Origin of the sequence: Mesorhizobium sp. M0960, assembly GCF_040319055.1 — a bacterium.
Taxonomy (GTDB): domain Bacteria; phylum Pseudomonadota; class Alphaproteobacteria; order Rhizobiales; family Rhizobiaceae; genus Mesorhizobium.
The window spans coordinates 169,793-190,433 of record NZ_JAMYNN010000009.1; the positions used below are offsets into that span (position 1 = coordinate 169,793).

The following is a 20,641-nucleotide window of genomic DNA, read 5'->3' on the forward strand; positions in this document are numbered from 1 at the left end:
TGACGCCATGATCGACTACATCCCATGACTGACTACATAATTGTCGGCGCCGGCCCGGCCGGCTGCGTACTCGCCAATCGGCTGAGCGAAGATCCGTCGCATCAGGTGCTGCTGCTCGAAGCCGGCGGCAAGGACTGGCATCCCTTGATCCACATGCCGGCCGGTTTTGCCAAGATGACCAAGGGCATCGCCGCCTGGGGCTGGTCGACGGTGCCGCAAAAGTACATGAACGATCGCGTCTTCCGGTACACGCAGGCCAAGGTGATCGGCGGCGGCTCTTCGATCAACGCCCAGATCTACACGCGCGGCAACGCCCGCGACTACGATGCCTGGGAGAAGGAAGAAGGCCTTGCCGGTTGGGGCTATCGCGACGTGCTGCCCTATTTCAAGCGCGCCGAGAACAACCAGCGCTATGCCAACGATTTTCACGGCGACCAGGGCCCGCTCGGCGTATCGAACCCGATCGCGCCGCTGCCGATCTGCGAGGCCTATTTCCGTGCCGGACAAGAGATGGGCATTCCCTTTAATCCCGACTTCAACGGCGCCAGCCAGGAGGGCGTCGGCTACTACCAATTGACGCAGAAGGACGCAAAACGCTCCTCCGCCTCGGTCGCCTATCTCAGGCCGATCCGCGAGCGCAAGAATCTCACCATCAGGACCGGCGTTCTGGTGACACGCATCGTCGTCGACAAAGGCCGCGCTGTCGGCGTCGAGATCGTCGACAAGCCGGGCGGCCAGCCAACGATCCTGCACGCCGAACGCGAGGTGATCGTCTCGTCCGGCGCCATCGGCTCGCCGAAGCTTCTGATGCAGTCGGGCATCGGCCCGGCCGACCATCTGAAGGCGGTCGGCGTGACGCCGGTGCACGATTTGCCCGGCGTCGGCTCCAATCTGCAGGATCATCTCGACCTGTTCGTCATCGCCGAATGCACCGGCAACCACACCTATGACAACTACGCCAAGCTGCACTGGACGGCGTGGGCCGGCCTGCAGTATCTTCTCCTGAAGAAGGGCCCCGTGGCCTCCAGCCTGTTCGAGACCGGCGGCTTCTGGTACGCCGATCCGACCGCCGCCTCTCCCGATATCCAGCTGCATCTCGGCCTCGGCTCCGGCATCGAGGCCGGCGTCGAGAAGCTGAACAATCCGGGCGTGACACTGAACTCGGCCTTCCTGCGCCCGCGCTCGCGCGGCACGGTGCGGCTGAACAGTGCCGACCCGGCCGACCGCCCGCTGATCGATCCGAACTATTGGTCCGATCCTTATGACCGCGACATGTCGATCAAGGGGCTGAGGCTGGCGCGCGAGATCATGCGGCAGAAGGCGCTGCAGCCCTACGTGCTGCGCGAGGTACTACCGGGACCCGACCTGCAGACCGGCGACGAACTGTTCGACTACGCCTGCCGCAGTTCCAAGACCGACCACCACCCGGTCGGCACCTGCCGCATGGGCCACGATGCGATGAGCGTGGTAACGCCCGATCTCAAGCTGCGCGGCATCGAGGGCCTGCGCGTCTGCGATGCCTCGGTGATGCCGCGCATCCCCTCCTCCAACACCAACGCGCCGACGATCATGGTAGGCGAAAAGGGCGCCGATCTGATCCTTGGCCGGGAGCCGCTGCCGCCGGCGGTGTTTTCCACCAACCGAGCGGCATGAGGGACAAAGAATGATCAGGCACTGTGTTTTCGTCAGATTCCGCAACGATGTCGCCACCGCCGAGCGCGCGGCAATCCATGGCGATCTCGAAGCGTTGCGGCCGGTGATCGACGGCATGGGCAAGGTCGAGTTCAGCGCCAACACCAGCCCAGAACCCTTCGCCCGCGGCTTCACGCACGGCTTCACCATCGACTTTCGCGATGCGGCGGCACGCGATGCCTATCTGGAGCATGAAGCGCACCAGCGAGCCGGCGCGAGACTGGTCGCGGCGCTCGAAGGTGGCACGGACGGGCTGATGGTATTCGACCTGGAGATCGCGTGACTATCCCAGTCTCAGCGCAACGACGCCGGCGACGATGCTAAGCACCGCAGCACCTCGCCATGCCGTCATCTTCTCGCCGAGCGCGAACACCGAGATCATCATGGCGAACAGGATCGATGTTTCGCGCAGCGACGCCACCGAGGCGATCGGCGCCTTGGTCATCGCCCACATCACGATCCAGTAGGCGCCGCCGCTGAGCACGCCGGTATAGATTCCCGCCTTCCAGTCGCGCGCCAGCACCGGCAGCGCCCGTGGGCCGCGAAAGACGACGCACAGCACCAGCGCCCACAGCGCGTCGCAGACGAACAGCCAGGCCGCATAACTCGACGCGGTGGCGGCGAGCCGCGCGCCGCTGCCGTCCGACAGCGTATAGCTGGCGATGAAGATCGATGTGCCCAGCGCGAAGCCGACGGCGCGCAGGTTCAACTTCTCCAGATGCGCGCCGCCGCGAAACGACAGCACCAGCGTGCCCGCCGACAACAAGACGATGCCGACGATAGCGAGCGGCGCCGGCATCTCGGCCACAACCACAATGCCCCCCAAAGCAGCCAATAGCGGCGCGGCGCCGCGCGCCAGCGGATAGGTCTGGGCGAAATCGCCGGCCTTGTAGGCACCGATCAGGAACGTCCTGTAGCCCATGTGGAAGACAACCGAGGCGAGGATGTATGGCCACACTTCCGGCTTCGGCACCTCGACGAAAGGCAACGTCACCAGCGCGGCGGCACCCATGCCGGCCGTCATCAGCGTAATCGACAGGAAACGGTCGAGATGGACCTTGACCAGCGCATTCCAGATCGCATGCATGGCCGCAGCGGCAAGCACCGCGAAAAAGACAAACAGGCTCATCGGCGGCTCATCCGCCGCCGATCCCGGTGGCTACCGGCGTTTCCATGTCGATATCGACCCAGAGCGGAAAATGGTCGGAGGCGATTTGGCCGATATCGGCACTGACCGAACGCACGCGCCCGGCAAACATGCCGCCGACGAAGCAATGGTCGAGCCGGCGCTTTGCCACTCTGCCGTCGATGGTCTTCACATGGGTGTGGAAATCCGCCGTCGGTTCCATGGCGACGGCGGCAGCATCGACAAAACCGTCGAGATAGGCGGCACCGCGATGATAGGGCGCGCTGCCGGCGATGCGGCGGTACTCGGCGCTGCCCGGCTCCATGTTGAAGTCGCCCATCCAGATCGCCGCCAGCGGGTTTTCCGGCTCCTGTTCGCCATTGCTCCAGTTGCGCGCCGGCTCATCGTCGGCGCCGCTCCATGGTCCGCCCTCGGACGGCGCCCGGTCATGCTCGGCGAGCAGGTATTCGATCTGCTCCAGCCGCTCCTCGGCCGCGATATGCGCCAGATGCAGCGAGAAGAACCGCACCGGGCCGGTGGGGGTGCGGATCATGCACTCAAGTGCGGCATTCCGGGTGTTGAGCGGCCGCAGCGTGCGCCTGAGCGGCAGCGTGTGCAGCCGCGACCAGACGATCGGCAGCTTCGACAAAAGCATGGTGCCGAATTGCCGCCGGCGGTTGACGACGCGGCCTTCACGCCGTTGGCTGGCATCCATGTCGAAGGCCGGGCCATAGGCCCAATGATAGTCGGGCAGCAATTGCGAAAGAAGTTCCGGCTGGTCGTCCTCGTTGCTGCGCAACCAGTGCCGCTCCACTTCCTGTAAGGCGATGATGTCGGCGCCGGCAACGACCTTGGCGCAGCGCGCCAGATCGTAGCGGCCATCGCTGCCGAAGCCGTACTGGATGTTGTAGCTGACCAGCTTCATTGCTTATCCGGCTCAGTTTCCTGCTGGCAGTAGCCGTTCGCTGACAGCCTTGCAATGTGCAGCCGGGCGGAGGGAGCTTGGGCCAGATGCTAATGCTTGTCGCCCAAAAGTGCGCAGCGGTTTTGGGATAACGACATGCATAGAGACAAAAACTTAAAGCGCGTCGCAAGAGGCTGTCCAAACGCGACGCGCTTTAAGTGGTCAGCGGCTGGAACCGACCGGGCGGGGATGCTGCCAGTTCCGACCAGTCGATTTCTTCCTCGAGGCGGTGGTAGGCTTCGTCGCCGATCGTTCCGTCGATGCGCAAACGCTCCAGCGCATCGCGCTGGCTCTTGATGGCATAAAGACGCAATCTGTCATACTCGGTCGCGGCCTGGGCATCCTCCGGGTTTTCGGCGATGGCGCGCTGCGCCGCATATTGCTCGCGCACCGCCCCTGCCGCACTCGATGTCTTGCCGCTGAGCACGTCCAGCGCCGCCTGCATGATGGCGACGCGCGCCTGCGCGACCTCCCGGTCGACGGTCTGGTCGGGGTCGAAATTGAGCAGAAGCAGCAACGGCTTCAGGCTGACGCCTTGCAGCACCAGCGTGCCGAGCACGACAGTGAAAGCGGCGAGCACGATCGGGTCGCGGCCGGGAAAATCGGCCGGCAAGGCGAAGGCTGCCGCAAGCGTCACCAGGCCGCGCATGCCGCACCAGCCGATGAGCACGCCGCCGCGAAATGTCGGAGCGTCTCTCCGCCTGTCCTCATCGCCCAGACGTGCCAGCCTTCTGAGGATCGCGCCACAGCCCAGCACCCAGACCAGCCGCGAGACGATGACGACAGCCAGCACGGCTGCGGCGAAGATGAATGCTTCGACCTGCCCCTGCTCAGCAAGGCGGCCGACGATCAACCGTGCCTGAAGTCCCATCAGAACGAAGGCCAAGACATTGAGCACGAACACCGCCGTCTCCCAGACCGAGTAGGAACTGACACGATTCCTTGCCGGCATGCGGCGCGGCGACGTACGTGCGATCGTCATGGCATAGACGACGATCGTGATGATGGCGGAAAGCCCTATCCTGTCGGCCAGGATCCAGACGCCGAACGTTGAGGCGAATTGCACCACGGTGCCGCTCGCCGGGTCGTCGATGCGGCCGAGTATCGCGAGAGACAACCGGCCGAGCACATAGCCTGCGGCAAGGCTGCCAACCGTCGACAGCAGGATCATTGGTACGGCACTGCTGAACAGGATGGAGCCGGCGGCTGCGGAAACCGACATCCTGTAGATCAACAGCGCCGTGGCGTCGTTGAGCAGGCTCTCGCCTTCCAGGATGGCGGTGATGCGGTGCGGCACCTTGAACTGTCCGAGCACGGCCGCGGCTGCGACGGCATCGGGCGGCGCCACGATCGCCCCAAGTGCTATGGCCGCGGCAATGGGCAGGCCTGCCATCGTCCAACCGACAAATGCCACGGTCACGGTGGTAAAGATGACGGCGCCGAGCGCCAGCAGGATGAGCGAAACCTTGTAGCGGTTGAGATCGCGCAGCGACGTGTCATAGGCCGCGTCGAGCAGCACCGGCGCGATGAACAGAGCGAGCGCCAGCTCCGGGTCGATCTCGATGGTCGGTGCAAACGGCAGGAAGGCTATGCCGGCGCCGGCCAGCGCCAGCAACGAAGGATAGGGAATCTGCAGACGCCGTGACAACGCCGTCAGGGCGACCGCGGCCAGGAGAAGAACAAGGGTCAGTTCAAAAAGCGCCATGCCCAGTTATAACCGTGAAAAGCGACCGACGGCAGGGGCCTGGACGGTTCGATCATGACTGAGGGCGGTCAGCGAACTGCGGCGGCGCGCTGGAATGCTCCAAGAAGCGCGTCCGCATACATCTGGCGACGCGCCGCATGATCGGCACGCAGCTTTTCGGCCTTTTCATGCGTTCGCGCCGGTCCCTGAGACATGGTGACCATGGCGGACGCTAACGCCACGGCATCGTCGACCGGAAAGAACGTCGCGTTTGGCGCCTGCTCCCGATGAAGGCTGATATCCGAGAGGAGCATCCGTGTGCCGAGCGCCTTGGCTTCCTCGACCGTGGTTGACCAGCCCTCGAACAGCGAAGGATTGATGAGAGCATCGGAAGCAGCGTTGAGGCCGAACACATCCTCGTAAGGCACAAGGCCCAGATGACGGAAATGACCCGACACGCCGGCCTCCCTGGCGCTAGCCAGCAACTGGTCGAAATGTCGGGGATTGCGCGGGTCTTCGGTTCGCCCGGTCAAGATCACGGGGGCAACCTTATCAAGCCCGCCATTTGCCGATATGTGCGCCAATGCTTTGATCACAAGCCCATGGTTCTTGTGCGACCAGAACTGGTTCGGTAGGTAGAAATAACGCTGCGGCAGTTCATACCGTGCGATCACCTCCGCCTGCCTTGCTATATGCGGGGCCGGATCAAGATCGATTGCAAACCGAACGACCGCCGTCTTGCCGCGTGCTGCGGGATAATACGTCTCGCAGTCCCGCCTGGCGTCATCGCTCGACAACAGGATGATGCGTTTGCCGGACGTCTGCAGACGGTATCCCAAATCGCGACGCCACCACATGGAGCGCGAGAACAGGTGTGGCAAGTGTCGGTGCTGGAAGTCAGGAATCCACGATACGACAGAAATCGGAAAACGGTTGCCGTAGAACTGCGCCGGCTCGAACACCACGTCGACGCCTTCGCGGCTTAGTATCCGTGCCGCATCGGCGTCGCTGCCGCTGGCCAGCGCCCGGATGGCGTTGCGACCGCGGCCAAAATCAGCAACCTTCGCATCGACGATCGGCGGCGCGGCCAGGAAAGCATCCATCGATGTGCCGATCTTTTCTGCCTGCGCCGGAGTTAAGAACAGCTTGGCCTGCAACTTCCCGGCCAATTCGCTGGAAATAACGCCGAGCATGTTGCGCAGGTAGGTCTCCCCACCTGACCAGTTGCCTCGGCCGATGAGCGTGAAGCCCGCGGTAATCATCTTCGCCCCTCGATGCCTCAGCCTGCCTTTTTGAAAGGAAACCCGCGCACGATATCGGCCACGGCGGCTGGAAGTTCGATCTTGGCGGACCAGCCAACTCGATTTCCGATCTTGTCCACCTTGGCCAGTTGCGTTGCGCGGTCGACCCTGCGTAAGCGCGCCTTGTCCTCGACGATCTCGATATCGACCTTCATCGCCGCTCCGATCAGGCGAACAAGCTCCTCCACCGATGCGTCCCTGCCGGAACCGATATTCATGACATCGAAACTCGCCTCACCAGTGTCGCCGGCCAAAGCCGCCACCCCGGCAGCGGTATCCTCCGCATGGATGTAGTCGCGCCGCGGTTTCAGATTGCCCAATGCGATCCTGGCCTGGCCCTTGGCATTGTAGAGCTGGTTGAGAATATCGGGAATGAGATGCGCATTGGGGTCGTCATGGCCGATAGTGTTGAAGATGCGCGCCACACGCCCCCTCCCGCCGGTCCTGTCGGCCCAGAAACGAAGCTGGCTTTCATTGGTCAGCTTGGACAGAGCATAGTTGTCGCAAGGCCAGGTCCTGGTCGCATCCTCGTCGAGCGGGGCATCGACCCAGTCGTACACCGCGCCGCTGGACGCCAGCACGACCGTTCCGACACCAGCCTTTTCAGCAGCATCGAGGACGATTTCGGTGCCGACCACGTTCACGTCCAACGCATAGGCGCGCTGTCGCTCGCATGTCGGAATGTGGTGAATAGCCGCCAGGTGGATAATGGTGTCGGGCTTGAAACCCTCAGCCAACTCTACCATCCCACTCTTGTCGCGGATGTCGATCTCCCGCGTCTCGCATCCGTCCATGTCAGGCATCGGCATGCCGACCGAAAGATTATCGGCGATCAACACCCGAGCGCCGTCCTTGGCGAGATTTCGCGCGCACCGCCAGCCTATGAAACCAGCTCCGCCCGTAACGAGGACGCGTTGGGGATTCGTCATCAGGATTTCTCTCCGGCTATCTGAAGTTCACAAGGGCATGGCAGCCGGGGCGGACGGATCATCGCGCGGCCGGCAGAGCACCATGAGGGAAAAGCCGCCCAGCAGCAGCGCGCTGGTAGCGGGGGCAACGCTGCCTATCAGTTTGCGCACTGGATTGAGCAATTTGGTGCGCAGAGGCCTCGTGGAAACGTTGGCTTCGCCCGCCACGTCGGTAAAGTGCCAATCGACCACCGTGTAACCCGTGTCCTCAAGCGTCGCAAGCGCGGTCTCGCGCGTGAAATAATGGAGATGCCCCACCTTCTGACGTGCGTGCATGTAAGCTCGCCGAACCAGTCCCTGGACGTGGAGGTCCAAAGGAATATGAAAAACGTGATAGCGGCCGTGCGGGCGCAGTGCCCGCAAAAAGCCCATATAGTCTTCGACATGTTCGAAGACGTCGATCAGCATGACAAGGTCATGCACTGACTTGGTCGCCAGAAAATCCTCGTGGTGGAAGATCGCGCCAGACGCCTTTTGCAGCGGCCAGAGTTTTGCTGCGTCTTCGGAAATATCGTATCCATGAATAGGTCTGCCCGGATATTGCGCGGCCAATTTGCCGACGATGCCGCCGCTGCCGCAGCCGACCTCGACGGCGTCGCGCCAGACAACATTGTTGCGCTCCAGGATGTTTGCGATCTCGCGCGCCTTCCAGGCTGTATCGGCCAGATGCCAGTCAGGATTGTTGGCAAGGTACTGACTGTCCGAGTAGATGTCAGCCGCGGTATCAGTGACTGTTATCGGCCGCGCTTCTTCGACCCCTTTAGCCGACATCACGATCTTCCTTTTCACAAATGAACGATACCAGGTGACCGGCTTCGACGACATCAATGCGCGTACCGGTGTTTCTGGCGGGCGCCCGAATCGCATCAGTTCCGGTCAACGCGCTAGGGTCCGGCTCAACCGCCGTGACCTGCCATCCATCGGCCGCCGACGCAAGAGACAGGATTCCATTGCCCACCCCGAGATCAAAGGCTCGCCCAAGCTGCTTCGGCAAATTGCGGCGCAACTCGGCACTTCCATGATAGCTGCGCCGGCATCGATTTCAGTTGATGGAAATACGCTGCGCGCGCCAAGTCGGCCTGTTCCGGATGACCAGGCAACCTGCGCACAGCGTCTTCAGAGTCCAGGAAATTGCTGGAGCCCATCAGCCAAAATGTCCCAAACTGCAGGTCACAAAACCGGCTGCAGACAATTCCAATTCAAGGATCAATCTTCACTCCCCAGCGGGTTTCCCTTGGCGGTCTGCTTGTCTCTTTTGACGCATGAGATTGACCGCGATTGCAACATTCCTGACTAAATGTGGAGCACAGGAAATCACACCGTCGCGACCTCCGTATATTCGTCCGATCGACAATTGTCACGCTACCAAGCTTGGGTCTGAGCAGATCCGGTTCTTTTGCTCGCGCCGAGGCAAATCCGCCTGTCTATTGGCGGATCGCCTGAAGGCGATCCCAGGAAAATGTGGAACAGTTTTTCCAGAACTGCCTCAATGCAGCACAAGCATGTCGCCGGACGAGAACGAAATCTCGGCCTTTTCGCCGACTGCAGGCGGCGGCGTTGCCGGGCTGTTGAATGTGTCTAGCGAGACCGTGCTGCCGCCGATGCCGACGCGCACCCGGATCACCGAACCGAGGAAATGCACCTCGGCGATTTCACCCGAAAGGCTGGAGTCGCGGCCGGGATGGCGGCCTAGCGAAATCGCCTCGGGCCGCAGCGCCAACGACAGCGTGTCACCCGACTTCGAACCGTTGAGCTTGCCCTTGAGCGAGACCTCTTGCGAGTTGACGCGCACCTTGCCCGAAGCCGCGTCGGTGACCGTGCCTTCCAGCACGTTCAGCGTGCCGACGAAATTGGCGACGAATTTGGTTGCCGGCCGGTTGTAGATCTCGAACGGCGTGCCGACTTGCTCGGCCTTGCCGCCATACATCACAGCGATGCGGTCGGAAATCGACAGCGCCTCTTCCTGGTCGTGGGTGACGAAGATGGTGGTGATGCCGAGCTTCTTCTGGATCGAGCGGATTTCCTCGCGCAGCGACACGCGCACCTTGGCATCGAGCGCCGACAACGGCTCGTCGAGCAGCAGGAGCTTCGGCTTCGGCGCGATGGCCCGCGCCAGCGCGATACGCTGCTGCTGGCCACCGGAGAGCTGATAGGGATAGCGATCGCCCATCTGCGGCAGCTTGATGAGGTCGAGCATCTCGGCAACGCGCCTGTCGGCATCGGGCTTGGGCATGCCCGCGACCTTCAGCCCGAAGCCGATGTTCTGCGCCACGGTCAGATTCGGAAACAGCGCGTAAGCCTGGAACACCATGCCGACATTGCGCTGGTTGGGCTTGAGCCTTGTGATGTCCTTGCCGGCCACCACGATCTTGCCGGCGCTCGGCTCCTCGAAGCCGGCGACCATGCGCAGCACCGTCGTCTTGCCGCAGCCCGATGGCCCGAGGAAGGAGACGAATTCGCCCGGCTCGACGTCGAGGTTGAAATCCTGCACCACGGTGGTGGCGCCGAAGGATTTTTGCACCTGCTGTATTGAGAGGAATGGCTCGGCCATGACTTTTTCTTTCGATCAGTTCGGGCGGTTTGCCGATTTCGGCGCGAAGCGCGACAGGATCTGGATCAGCGACATGCAGCCCCAGGTGATGGCGAACGAAATGATCGCCAGTGCCGACGGCTCATAGGCACTGTTGGCGCCGATGTTCTGCAAATAGGGGCCGAAGGCTGGGCGATTCAACAGCGAGGCCATGGTGAACTCGCCGATGACGATGGCAAAACTCAGGAACGCGCCGGATAAGACGGCGATCAGTACGTTCGGCAGGATGATGCGGGCGATGATGGTGGTCCAGCCGGCGCCGAGGATTTGTGCGGCTTCGGTGAGCGTTCTGACGTCGATGGTCCTGAGACCGGTATCGACCGCCCGGTACATATAAGGCAGCGCCAGCACTGCATAGCCGATGACCAGCAGAACATCGGTGCCGCGCGCTGTCGCCAGGAAAGGCAGCGTTGAATTCGAACCGAACATTCTGATGTAGCCGAAGACGATGACGATAGCGGGAATAACCAGCGGCAGCAGAGTGATGAACTCTACGAGCGGCCGCAGATTCGGTAGCCGCAGCCGAATCCAGTAGGCCGTCGGGACAACGAGGAGCACGCCTAAAAGAATGGTGAAAACCGCCACAACGACGGAGTAGGTAAATGTCGTCTGGAAATTCGGATCTTCGAAGACTGAGCGGTAGGCGTCAAAGGAGTATTCCCCGCGCCGCTTACGCAAGGAGAATTCAAAGGTCGCCAAAAGCGGCAGGACAAAATAGGCGGTTCCCACGCCAAAAACGAGCCAAGCCCAAAAGCGGCTGCCTTGCTTCATTTCAGCCACCGCTCGGCTCGCCGTTGGAACAAGATATAGAAGAGGTTGGCCAAGCCGGTGATGACTATCATGCCGAATGCAAGCGCGTAGCCTAGATTCGGATTGTAAAGCACGTCGCCGCGAATCTGCGCGAACAACTGGATGGGCACGATGTTGAGTGACGGCCCCGTCAGTGCATAGGCTGTTGCGACCGCCCCGAACGCGTTGGCAAAGAGGAGGACCGTCGTACCGAGAAAACTCGGCCATAAGACCGGGATGACCACCATGCGCCAATATTGCCAATTGCTTGCGCCGAGCGTGGCGGCAGCTTCACCCCATTCCTTCTTCAGCCCATCGACCGCCGGCGTGATGATGACAATCATCAATGGAATCTGGAAATAAAGGTAGGTGAGGATTAGGCCCCAAAACGAAAAGATACTGAAGCCGAGCGAATAGATGTTGATGCCGAAAATGTCTCGCAACAGGATTGTCGCCACTCCGAGCCGACCTAGCGTCGCGATGAACGAGAATGCCAGCGGCACGCCGGCGAAATTCGAGGCGACGCCCGAGAAGGTCAAGGTCGCCGAGCGTAACCACGACGGCAAACCTCCGCGAACGACTGCCACGGCCATTGCCAGGCCGATCAAGGCGCCAAGGATCGCAGAAACAAAGCTGATCTGAATGGATACCCAATAGGCCGCCGCGAGCTTGGGTTGCGACAACGCTATGATGTTATCGAGCGTATAGTCGCCAGCTGCATTTTTGAACGCGCCCGCGATCAGCCCTACCGTGGGCAAGATCAGAAAGAGCAGCGCGAAAATGAAGAACGGAGTTACGCCTAACCAATGCAGTGGCAGCCGAAGGCGGCTGATCTCCGGCGCGCCAGGACTGACGCTGGCTGTCTGGGACATTGTGGAATCTGCCATGGAGTTCCCGAAGTTGGCATAGGGCGCCGGGCGGCGAACCGCCCAGCGCCCTATGAATTACTTCACGACGGCGCCAACGATGGCATCCCAGTTCGTGCTGATTTCCTTCTTGGCAGCGTTCTGTTCCTCCAAAGTAGGGAAGACCGCTTTTTCATAGTTCTCGGCGGCCGGCAGCTTGTCCAGCATCTCCTTCGGGATCACGCCCTTCTTGGCGAGATCGTTGAAGCGGATCGGGTGGCAGTAGCCCTTCAGCCAACCGAGCTGGCCTTCGTCCGAATAGAGATACTCCATCCACAACTTGGCGGCATTCGGGTGCGGCGCATAGGCACTGATCGCCTGAACGTAGACGCCTGCGACCACCGCTCCCTTTGGCACGACGATTTCGATTTCCGGATTGCCGGCCATCTTGTCGCGCATGGCAAGCAGGTTGTAGTCCCAGTTCATCACGATCGGCGTCGTGCCCTGGGCGACAGCTGCCGCTTCAGCGTCGACCGGCACGAAGTTGCCGGCATCGTTGAGCTGCTTGAAGAATTGCAGACCCTTGGCGGCGGCGTCCTGGCCGCCGGTACCGCCAGCCGCGAGGCCCGAAGCGTAGACCGACATGACGGCGTTGTTCGACGTGCGCGGGTCACCGGCGAGCGCCACCGAGTTGGCATATTCCGGCTTCTGCAGGTCAGCCCAGTCCTGTGGCGCGTTCTGCACGACGGCTTTGTTCACGCCGAAGGCGAGCACGCCGTAGTAGTCGCCGGTCCAGAAGCCATCGGCATCCTTGGCGCTGTCAGGGATCGTATCCCAGGTCGACACCTTGTAGGGTTGGATCAGGTTATCTGCCTTGGCGGACGGGCCGAAAGACAGGCCGACGTCGATGACATCAGGCGCCTGCGGGCCTTTATTGTCCTTGTTGGCCTTGATCGCCTCGATCTCGTCGCCGGAGCCGGCATCGGGATTGAGTTCGTTGACGGTGATCCCCGGATATTTTGCCTTGAAGCCGGCGATGACGTCGCCATAGCCGCACCAGCTGTGCGGCAGCGCGATCGTGGTGAGCTGGCCTTCCGCCTTGGCTGCGGCGACCAGTTCATCCATGGACTGGGCCGACGAGATGGCAGAGGTCGCCATCAGGGCGACGGCCGAAAGGGAAAGCAGTTTTCCCGTGAATTTGAACATGTGTTCTCTCCGTTGAACTGACGCCGTTGGACGCCTGCGATGCGGTATCGTTTTCGTGTGACAGCCAGATGAAAGCTTTGTGAAAGCGATGCCCTGCAGTACGAAAAAGTAAACTCTTTTTAACCGGCTGTAGCAATCGCTACGCCGTTATTTTTCCGGCTAACTAGTTTCGGCCTTGCCTTTCATCCTTTCCCCCTTTCTTCGCCTCTTTTTTCCCAAATGGATTTGCAATGCTGAAGTTGCCTCAGACGGCGCCGGCGATGGCGTTTTCCAGCAGCGTCAGCGCCGCCTTCTTGGTCAGCTTGACCGGGTTGCCGCCGGCGGTCGGATCGACCACCGCCATGTCGGCGATCAGGCCCTTGCGCTTCTTGTCCATGTCGAGCCCCTTGATCAGGCCGGGCAGCGCGTGCGGCACCTTGAGCTCCTTGCGCAGCTTGACGATCGCCTTGGCAAAGCCGTCGAAACCGCCCTTGATGCCGCAATAGGCGGCGAGCCGGGCGATGCGCGGCTCGATCGCCTCGCGATTGAAGGCCAGCACATAGGGCATGAACACTGCGTTGGTCATGCCGTGGTGGGTGTCGTAGAGCGCGCCGATCGGATGCGACAGCGAATGAATGGCGCCAAGGCCCTTTTGGAAGGCGGCCGCGCCCATCGCACCGGCGCTCATCATATTGGCGCGGGCGACCAGATCCTTGCCGTTGGCATAGGCTTTCGGCAGGTTTTCGAAGACCAGCCTGATGCCTTCCACGGCGATGCCGTCGGCCATCGGGTGATAGCCCGGCGCGCAATAGGCTTCGAGGCAGTGGGCGAGCGCATCCATACCGGTGCCGGCGGTGATGAAACCGGGCATGCCGACCGACAGTTCCGGATCGGCAATGACGATCGCAGGCAAAAGTTTCGGATGGAAGATGACCTTCTTTGTGTGGGTCGCTTCATTGGTGATGACGCCGGCGCGGCCGACCTCCGAGCCGGTGCCGGCCGTGGTCGGCACCGCGATGATCGGCGCGATCGCATCGGCATCGGCGCGCGTCCACCAGTCGCCGACATCCTCGAAATCCCAGACCGGCCGCGTCTGCCCGGCCTGGAAGGCGATCAGCTTGCCGAGGTCGAGTGCCGAGCCGCCGCCAAAGGCGATGACGCCGTCATGCTTGCCCTTCTTGAACACGGCGATGCCGGCGGTCAGGTTGGAATCGACCGGGTTCGGCTTGACCTCGGAAAACACGCCATACGGCACCTTGGCGTCGTCGAGGATCTTCAGCGTCGAGGCCACCACCGGCAGCTTGGCCAGTCCCGGGTCGGTGACGAACAGCGGCCGCTTGATGCCGGTCGCCGCCAGCACCTCCGGCAGTTCCTTGATGCGTCCGGCGCCGAAGCGGACGGTCGTCGGGTAATTCCATTTGGAAACGAGTTTTGTCATTTCGACCTTCTTGACTGCTTTCATGCTCTCGGCTGTTGTTAATTCACAAAGGTATTGGCCACACGGTCTGACCGCATCATGTACGGAATCCAGATGGCTGCGGCCCAGACCGAACGGTAAATGCCGCGCATCGTTTCTTTATCGAACGCATCGTCCAGCGATGGAAAGCTGTCGGGAAAAGCCAGATACCCGGCCCATGAATCGACAACGGAATATATCGGCATCGCGAATGCCCAAATCATGTACCAGCCGGGGAATATCTGCCAGCGCTTGAACATGAAGAACAATAATAGGGCCGGGGCCGTAAGGTTTAGTATGCCGGATATCACCAATTCGGCAACAATCAGCACACCTTGGGACAAACTGAAGGCCTGCCAGTTCTGTAACATGCCGAGATAGTCGGTATTGTGCAATTGTACCAACCCTAGTATCGGGGTGAGCATCAACCCGAGCATCGGCAGGACAAGCCAACCGCCGATACCCTCGGGACCTTCACGATCCGGCAGCGCCGATTGTTGCGTATCCGCCATTACTCCCTCTCAACAGCGATCGTTGGCTTGCCGATCGCCACCTTAGATCACCTCGCGCAGATGGTATGATTTCGGCCTGGTCAGATTGTCGTAGCCGATGGCCGACAGTGCCGCGCCCTTGCCGGTGTCCTTGACGCCGGTCCAGACCAGCGCCGGATCGAGATAGTCGCAGCGGTTCATGAACACGGTGCCGGTCTCGACGCGATCGCCGATCGCCGCCGCATGGTCCGTGTCGCGCGTCCAGATCGAGGCCGTCAGCCCATAGGGGCTGTCGTTCATCAGCGCGATCGCCTCCTCGTCGTGGCGCACCTTCATGATACCGACGATCGGGCCAAAGCTTTCCTCGCGCATCACGCTCATCTGGTGGTCGACCTGGGTAAGCACTTCCGGCGCCAGATAGGGCGAGCCTTGCCTGTCGTTAGCCACCTTCATGTCGATGTGCGCCTTGGCGCCCTTGCGTAGCGCCTCCGCCTTTTGCTCGCGGATCAGGTCGGCGAAGCGCGCCTGCGCCATCGGCCCCATAGTGGTCGCCTGCTCGAGTGGATTGCCGACGACGTAGTTCCTGGTCTCGGCGATGAAGCCTTCGACGAATTCGTCGTAGACCTTCTCGTGGACATAGACGCGCTCGATGCCGCAGCAGCACTGGCCGGAATTGAAGAAGGCGCCGTCGACCAGATTGGCAACGGCATGGTCCATCTTGGCATCCGGCAGCACATAGGCCGGATCCTTGCCGCCAAGCTCGAGGCCGAGCGTCATGAAGGTGCCCGCCGCCGCCTTTTCGATGGCGCGGCCGCCGGCGACCGAGCCGGTAAAGTTGACATGGTCGATCTTGCCGGAGCCGAGCAGCCTTTCGGTCTGCGCATGGTTCAGAACGAGGTTCTGGAACAGGCCCTTGGGCAGGCCGGCTCTGTCGAACGCCTGCTGAAACCGTTCGCCGACCAACAATGTCTGTGCCGCGTGCTTGAGGATGACGGCGCTGCCGGCCATCAGCGCGGGCACGATCGTGTTGACGGCAGTGAGATAGGGATAGTTCCACGGCGCGATCACCATGACCACGCCGAGCGGCACCTTCTTCACATAGCGGCGAAAGCCGTGCTTCGGGTTGGAAGCCATGACCGGCTTCAGTGCCGCCTCGGCGATCTCGACCATGTAGCTGACGCGTTCCTTGACGCCGCCGAACTCACCGCCATAACGCACCGGCCGGCCCATCTGCCAGGCGATCTCCGGCACGATCTCGTCGCTCATGGCGACCAGCGCTTCCAGCATGGCAAGCATGTACTTGCCGCGCTCGACGACCGGCGTCTGCGCCCACTTCTCCTGCGCCGCCTTGGCACGTTCGACCGCGGCACCGATCGCCTGGTCCGTGGCCAGAGGCCGTTCGGCATAGATCGAACCGTCGATGGGGGATTTTATCTTGACCGTTTCGGTCATGCCTTGGGTCCTCACATTCTACAATAATTCTCGTTGGTGACGCCGCTCTAGAAGGGACGAAACACCGGCGTTGGCCCCGTTCTTCACAGGGAGCGGGTAAAGGTGAGGGGCGGGCGGCGCCGACGTTGCCAGGTCATTTAATACCGCTCGAACCCCCTGTGCAGTTCCCAGTCGGTAATCCGGCGGTCGTATTCGAACTGTTCCCAGTGTGCCGTGTGGACGTAATGTTCCAGCACATCGTCGCCGAGTGCCTGCCTCAGCATCTTCGATTCCACCAGCGTCGCGGTAGCGTCGCGCAATGTCTTTGGAATTTCAGGCAACTGCGAGGCCTGGTAGGCGTCGCCGACGAAGGGCTTCTGCAGTTCAAGCTTTTCATCGATGCCGGCAAGCCCGGCCGCGATCAGCGCGGCGAAAGCCAGATAGGGGTTCAAATCGGCACCGCCGATGCGGCATTCCATGCGGATGCCCTTGGTGCCCTCGCCGCAAAGACGGAAACCGGCGGTGCGGTTGTCCTCGCTCCACATGATCTTGGTCGGCGCAAACGTGCCGGCCTGGAAGCGCTTGTAGGAGTTGATGTAGGGCGCCAGGAACCAGGTGAATTCCTTGGCATATTTGAGCTGGCCCGCCGCCCATTGCTGGCCGAGCGTCGACAGCGTCCACTCGGCATTTTTGTCGTAGAACAACGGCGTCTTGCCGTCGGCGCTCCACAGCGAATTATGGATGTGGCTGGAATTGCCGGCGAGCCCGTAATTGTACTTGGCCATGAACGAGATCGCCTTGCCTTCGGACTCGGCGATTTCCTTGGCGCCGTTCTTCAGGATGACGTGGCGGTCGGCCATGTCGAGCGCCTCGGCATAGCGGACATTGATCTCTTCCTGGCCGGGACCCCATTCGCCCTTGGAATTCTCGATCGGAATGCCGGCCGCCTCCATTTCGTTGCGCAGCCGGCGCATGACACCTTCTTCCTTGGTGGTGATGCCGATCTGGTAGTCGCCAATATAGGGCGATGCGGTCTCGAGGCCCTGCCAGTGCTTCTTGCGGGCGGAATCGTAGGTTTCGCTGAACAGATAGAATTCGAGCTCGGACGCGAAATAGCCGATATAGCCGCGTTCCTGCAGCCGCTTGACCTGCTTCTTCAGCATGGCGCGCGGCGAATGCGCCAGGTCATCATGGGTATGGTGGTCGAGCACGTCGCAGATCACCAGCGCCGTCTTCTCCAGCCACGCGACGCGCCGCAGCGTCGCAAGGTCCGGCTTCATGACGAAATCGCCATAGCCCTTCGACCAGCTCGCCGCCTTGTAGCCGGGCACCGGTTCCATATCGATGTCGGCGGCCAGCAGGTAGTTGCAGCCATGCGTCTCGTCATGCGCGGAATCGACGAAATACCGGGCCAGGAACCGCTTTCCCGCGAGCCGCCCCTGCATGTCGACGATGCAGGCCAGCACCGTGTCGACCTCGCCGCTGGAGACCGCTTGCTTCAACTGATCGAACGAGAAATTTCCAGCCATTCTTACGGCACTCCAGCGCTTGTCGTTTTGAAAAGGGAATGAAACCATGGCCGGCGCGATGCCGGCCATGGTCATGAGAGAGCGTCAGGCGCCGGCTTCGCCGACAGCTATCTCGGCTGCCTTGATCGCCGCCTGGCGCTTCGCGATCTGGTCGCCGATGGGCGGACCCTGGAAGCGGCGGTTCTCGAAACCGAACCAAAGCACCGCAGTCAGTACAATGAAGCCCAGGGTGATATAGAGCACTTTGTCGTTCGGCGGCTGGATGGCGATGTAGAAGATGATCGCCATGCCGATGACCGACAGGATGCAAAACAGCTTGAACAGGCCGGCACCGAGATTCCATGGGCCGGGATTCGGCCATTTCGCCGTTCCGAAAGCCATCATGCCGAGCGCGATCGGAATGGTGAAGGACAGGAACAGGAACACCAGCGTCGAATTGACGACGATGGTGTAGATGTTGGTGCCGCCGATCGAAATGAACTGGGCAAGAAAGACATAGATGATCTCGAGGATCGCAGCTGTCCAGATGGCATTGACCGGCGTGCGCCAGGTTGGGCTGACTTTGGCGAGCCCGGCCGAACCGACCGGCATGCCGCCGTCGCGAGAGAAGGCAAACAGCATGCGCGAGGCCGAGGTCACCGTAGCGAGGCCGCAGAGGAACTGCGAGATCAGGATGGCCAGATAGAGCAGTGTCTTTAACCATCCTGGCAAGATCGCGTTCATGGTTTCGAAGAACACGGCCCACCCTTGCTTGGCGCCTGCCGCCATATCCGGAATTGCCAGCACGATCGCGCACAGCATCACCCAGCCGATCAGCGACGACCAGAGCACGGATGAAACGATTGCCCGCGGAACCGAGTGCGCCGCCCTCAACGTTTCTTCCGAGGTATGCGCCGACGCATCATAGCCAGTAATGGTGTAAACCGGCAGCAGCAGGCAGAGCAGGAAGAGATACGTCATGGAATCGGACTGCGGGAAAACACCGCCGCCCGCATCGCCCGAATAGTTCGTGAACGTCCACAACCGGGTGATGTCGATCGCTGGAGCAAACACCAGGCAGGCGACGATCAGCACCGCCGTCGCTCCGAGAATCAGGAAGCCGGACGCATCCGTCAGCATGGCGGTCAGCTTGATGCCGAAATGGTTGAACAGCGCCTGAAGGACCGTGATAATGGCAACAAAACCAACGACTTGAGCCGGAGACGCAACACCGTCGGTGGTAAGCCCTGCGCCGAAGGTCCCGTAGAAAAACAAAGACGTTCCGATGTTGATCGCGCCGAGCACGGTGATCAGGCCGAGCAAATTGAGCCATGCGGTAAGCCAGCCAGTGAAACGGTTCCCCAGAATGGATGCCCAGTGATAGAGGCCGCCGGCGGTCGGAAATGCCGAGGCGATCTGGGCCATGGCGAGCGCGAAAAATCCCGAAACCATGCACCCGACGATCCAGCCGATACCAGCGCCGGCGCCACCGATGGACGATGTCGCCTGCGCGAAGGAATTGATGCCGCCTGAGAGGATGCAGATGATCGAGAACGAGATCGCGAAATTCGAGAAGCGGCTCATGCTTCGCGACAGTTCCTGAGCATAGCCCATTCCGTGGAGAACTTTCAGGTCCTCCTTCTTGTCACCTTCGCTGTAACCCGGTGCTACCATTTTGAAGTCCCCTTTTTGTTTCTTAGCTGGCCGATTGAACTGACTTTCCGACTGCGCTTGGTCTGGAGGCCTTGGCCGCTTCGGGCTCCAGATTGAGAAAAATACCCGTGAGCAGATCCGCCCATTTCCGCTGCCCGGCTGCGCCGGAGATCTCGTCGTTGCGGATTTCGATCATTGCGCAGGGCAGCCCGCGCGAGCGGGCATGGCGTTCCAGCGTGAAATAGACGCGGTCGGCCGGCGAATAGGGTTCGTTGACGCCGACGGTGACGCCGGCGACCCGCTGCAGCGCCGCGATCAGCGGCGCCGCCAGCCAGCGGTCCTCGTCGTGGATAACGCCGATATGCCAGGGCCGGCTGCTGCCCTTGTAGACCGGGGTGAAAGAATGGACCGAGACCAGCCGCGTCTCCCGTCCGGCCGCCAGGCGCTCGTCGATGATCGTCGCGATCCGGTCGTGGAACGGCCGCCAAGCGAGCGCGATGCGCGCCTCCCGCTGATCGGCCGAAAGCCCCTGATTGGCCGGGACCACGGTTTTTTCGCTGGCGCTGACCGTCACTATCAGGTCCGGTGCATCGAGCGGGCGGTTGCAGTCGATGACGAGCCGCGAAATGCAGGTCTCGACCAGCGTCGCATCGAGTGCCTCGGCCATGCGGCGCGCCACCGGCAAGGCGCCGGGATCCCAGGCGATGTGGCGGGAAAGCTCCTCGGCGGCAAGTCCGAGCGTTCCGAATTCCGGCGGCAGGAAATTGGAGGCGTGGTCGCAGGTTAGCACGAAAGGGCTCAATCCGCCGGGGTTCGTCACCCTTACGGTTTCAGGCGATGCAAGGCTGGCCGGCCGTGCTGTCTCCATTGTCTGCCGTCCCCGGGGAGCGCTGTACCGTATGTTACGTATTTTGCCTCATTGCGTCCCTACGGATGATTTCATACAGTTTGGCCGGCT

19 protein-coding genes are annotated in these 20,641 nt (G+C 61.5%); 3 read left to right on the plus strand and 16 right to left on the minus strand.

The features are described from left to right. Window positions 1-24: 24 nt before the first annotated feature. Together NKH63_RS18215 and NKH63_RS18220 are read left to right on the plus strand one after the other, a co-directional pair. A complete protein-coding gene (locus tag NKH63_RS18215) occupies window positions 25-1,653 on the plus strand; it encodes a GMC family oxidoreductase (RefSeq protein WP_352481919.1) in 1,629 nt (542 codons plus the stop codon). 10 nt (window positions 1,654-1,663) lie between these two features. Continuing rightward, a complete protein-coding gene (locus tag NKH63_RS18220) occupies window positions 1,664-1,975 on the plus strand; it encodes a Dabb family protein (RefSeq protein ID WP_352918342.1) in 312 nt (103 codons plus the stop codon). Here NKH63_RS18220 and NKH63_RS18225 read toward each other — a convergent pair whose 3' ends face one another. The 6 genes from NKH63_RS18225 to NKH63_RS18250 form a co-directional block, all read right to left on the minus strand. Next, entirely contained in the window at window positions 1,976-2,821 is an 846-nt protein-coding gene (locus NKH63_RS18225; protein ID WP_352918344.1) for an EamA family transporter, read from the minus strand. A gap of 7 nt (window positions 2,822-2,828) precedes the next feature. Further along, on the minus strand, window positions 2,829-3,743 hold the full coding sequence (locus NKH63_RS18230; protein WP_352918346.1) for an endonuclease/exonuclease/phosphatase family protein: 915 nt from the start codon (window positions 3,741-3,743) through the stop codon (window positions 2,829-2,831). A gap of 193 nt (window positions 3,744-3,936) precedes the next feature. Next, window positions 3,937-5,487 carry a cation:proton antiporter gene (locus NKH63_RS18235; protein WP_352494694.1) on the minus strand — a complete coding sequence of 517 codons (1,551 nt, stop codon included), beginning with the start codon at window positions 5,485-5,487 and terminating at the stop codon, window positions 3,937-3,939. Window positions 5,488-5,555: 68 nt separating this feature from the next. Further along, window positions 5,556-6,728: a glycosyltransferase family 4 protein gene (locus tag NKH63_RS18240; RefSeq protein ID WP_352856958.1), complete on the minus strand. Its 1,173-nt coding sequence runs from the start codon at window positions 6,726-6,728 to the stop codon at window positions 5,556-5,558. A gap of 17 nt (window positions 6,729-6,745) precedes the next feature. Beyond that, on the minus strand, window positions 6,746-7,696 hold the full coding sequence (locus NKH63_RS18245; protein ID WP_352494692.1) for an NAD-dependent epimerase/dehydratase family protein: 951 nt from the start codon (window positions 7,694-7,696) through the stop codon (window positions 6,746-6,748). A 27-nt stretch (window positions 7,697-7,723) separates the two neighbouring features. Next, window positions 7,724-8,560 carry a class I SAM-dependent methyltransferase gene (locus tag NKH63_RS18250; protein ID WP_198030481.1) on the minus strand — a complete coding sequence of 279 codons (837 nt, stop codon included), beginning with the start codon at window positions 8,558-8,560 and terminating at the stop codon, window positions 7,724-7,726. Here NKH63_RS18250 and NKH63_RS18255 point away from each other — a divergent pair. Further along, window positions 8,541-9,032: a hypothetical protein gene (locus NKH63_RS18255; protein ID WP_352918349.1), complete on the plus strand. Its 492-nt coding sequence runs from the start codon at window positions 8,541-8,543 to the stop codon at window positions 9,030-9,032. The two genes, NKH63_RS18250 and NKH63_RS18255, sit on opposite strands and share 20 nt — an antisense overlap. Window positions 9,033-9,221: 189 nt before the next feature. Here the strand turns inward: NKH63_RS18255 and NKH63_RS18260 are convergent, their stop codons facing one another. The 10 genes from NKH63_RS18260 to NKH63_RS18305 all read right to left on the minus strand — a co-directional run bounded on the left by NKH63_RS18260 (window position 9,222) and on the right by NKH63_RS18305 (window position 20,551). Beyond that, window positions 9,222-10,286, minus strand: a complete 1,065-nt coding sequence (locus NKH63_RS18260; RefSeq protein ID WP_023719045.1) for an ABC transporter ATP-binding protein — start codon at window positions 10,284-10,286, stop codon at window positions 9,222-9,224. A 15-nt stretch (window positions 10,287-10,301) separates the two neighbouring features. Next, entirely contained in the window at window positions 10,302-11,096 is a 795-nt protein-coding gene (locus NKH63_RS18265) for an ABC transporter permease (RefSeq protein WP_352484656.1), read from the minus strand. Continuing rightward, window positions 11,093-11,986 (minus strand): ABC transporter permease, encoded by an 894-nt coding sequence (locus tag NKH63_RS18270; RefSeq protein ID WP_031194018.1) that lies wholly within the window; start codon window positions 11,984-11,986, stop codon window positions 11,093-11,095. The genes NKH63_RS18265 and NKH63_RS18270 overlap by 4 nt, the downstream gene beginning before the upstream one ends. Window positions 11,987-12,058: 72 nt before the next feature. Further along, window positions 12,059-13,165, minus strand: a complete 1,107-nt coding sequence (locus NKH63_RS18275) for an ABC transporter substrate-binding protein (RefSeq protein ID WP_023719042.1) — start codon at window positions 13,163-13,165, stop codon at window positions 12,059-12,061. A 244-nt stretch (window positions 13,166-13,409) separates the two neighbouring features. Then, window positions 13,410-14,582 (minus strand): iron-containing alcohol dehydrogenase, encoded by a 1,173-nt coding sequence (locus tag NKH63_RS18280; protein WP_352918351.1) that lies wholly within the window; start codon window positions 14,580-14,582, stop codon window positions 13,410-13,412. Window positions 14,583-14,620: 38 nt separating this feature from the next. Then, entirely contained in the window at window positions 14,621-15,112 is a 492-nt protein-coding gene (locus NKH63_RS18285; RefSeq protein ID WP_352918353.1) for a DUF2569 domain-containing protein, read from the minus strand. A gap of 42 nt (window positions 15,113-15,154) precedes the next feature. Further along, window positions 15,155-16,543 (minus strand): aldehyde dehydrogenase family protein, encoded by a 1,389-nt coding sequence (locus NKH63_RS18290; protein ID WP_352918355.1) that lies wholly within the window; start codon window positions 16,541-16,543, stop codon window positions 15,155-15,157. Between the two features lie 137 nt (window positions 16,544-16,680). Next, on the minus strand, window positions 16,681-18,051 hold the full coding sequence (locus NKH63_RS18295; protein ID WP_352918357.1) for a glutamine synthetase family protein: 1,371 nt from the start codon (window positions 18,049-18,051) through the stop codon (window positions 16,681-16,683). A gap of 84 nt (window positions 18,052-18,135) precedes the next feature. Further along, window positions 18,136-19,704 (minus strand): amino acid permease, encoded by a 1,569-nt coding sequence (locus NKH63_RS18300; protein WP_352484627.1) that lies wholly within the window; start codon window positions 19,702-19,704, stop codon window positions 18,136-18,138. 22 nt (window positions 19,705-19,726) lie between these two features. Beyond that, on the minus strand, window positions 19,727-20,551 hold the full coding sequence (locus tag NKH63_RS18305) for an N-formylglutamate amidohydrolase (RefSeq protein ID WP_352918359.1): 825 nt from the start codon (window positions 20,549-20,551) through the stop codon (window positions 19,727-19,729). Window positions 20,552-20,641: the final 90 nt, after the last annotated feature.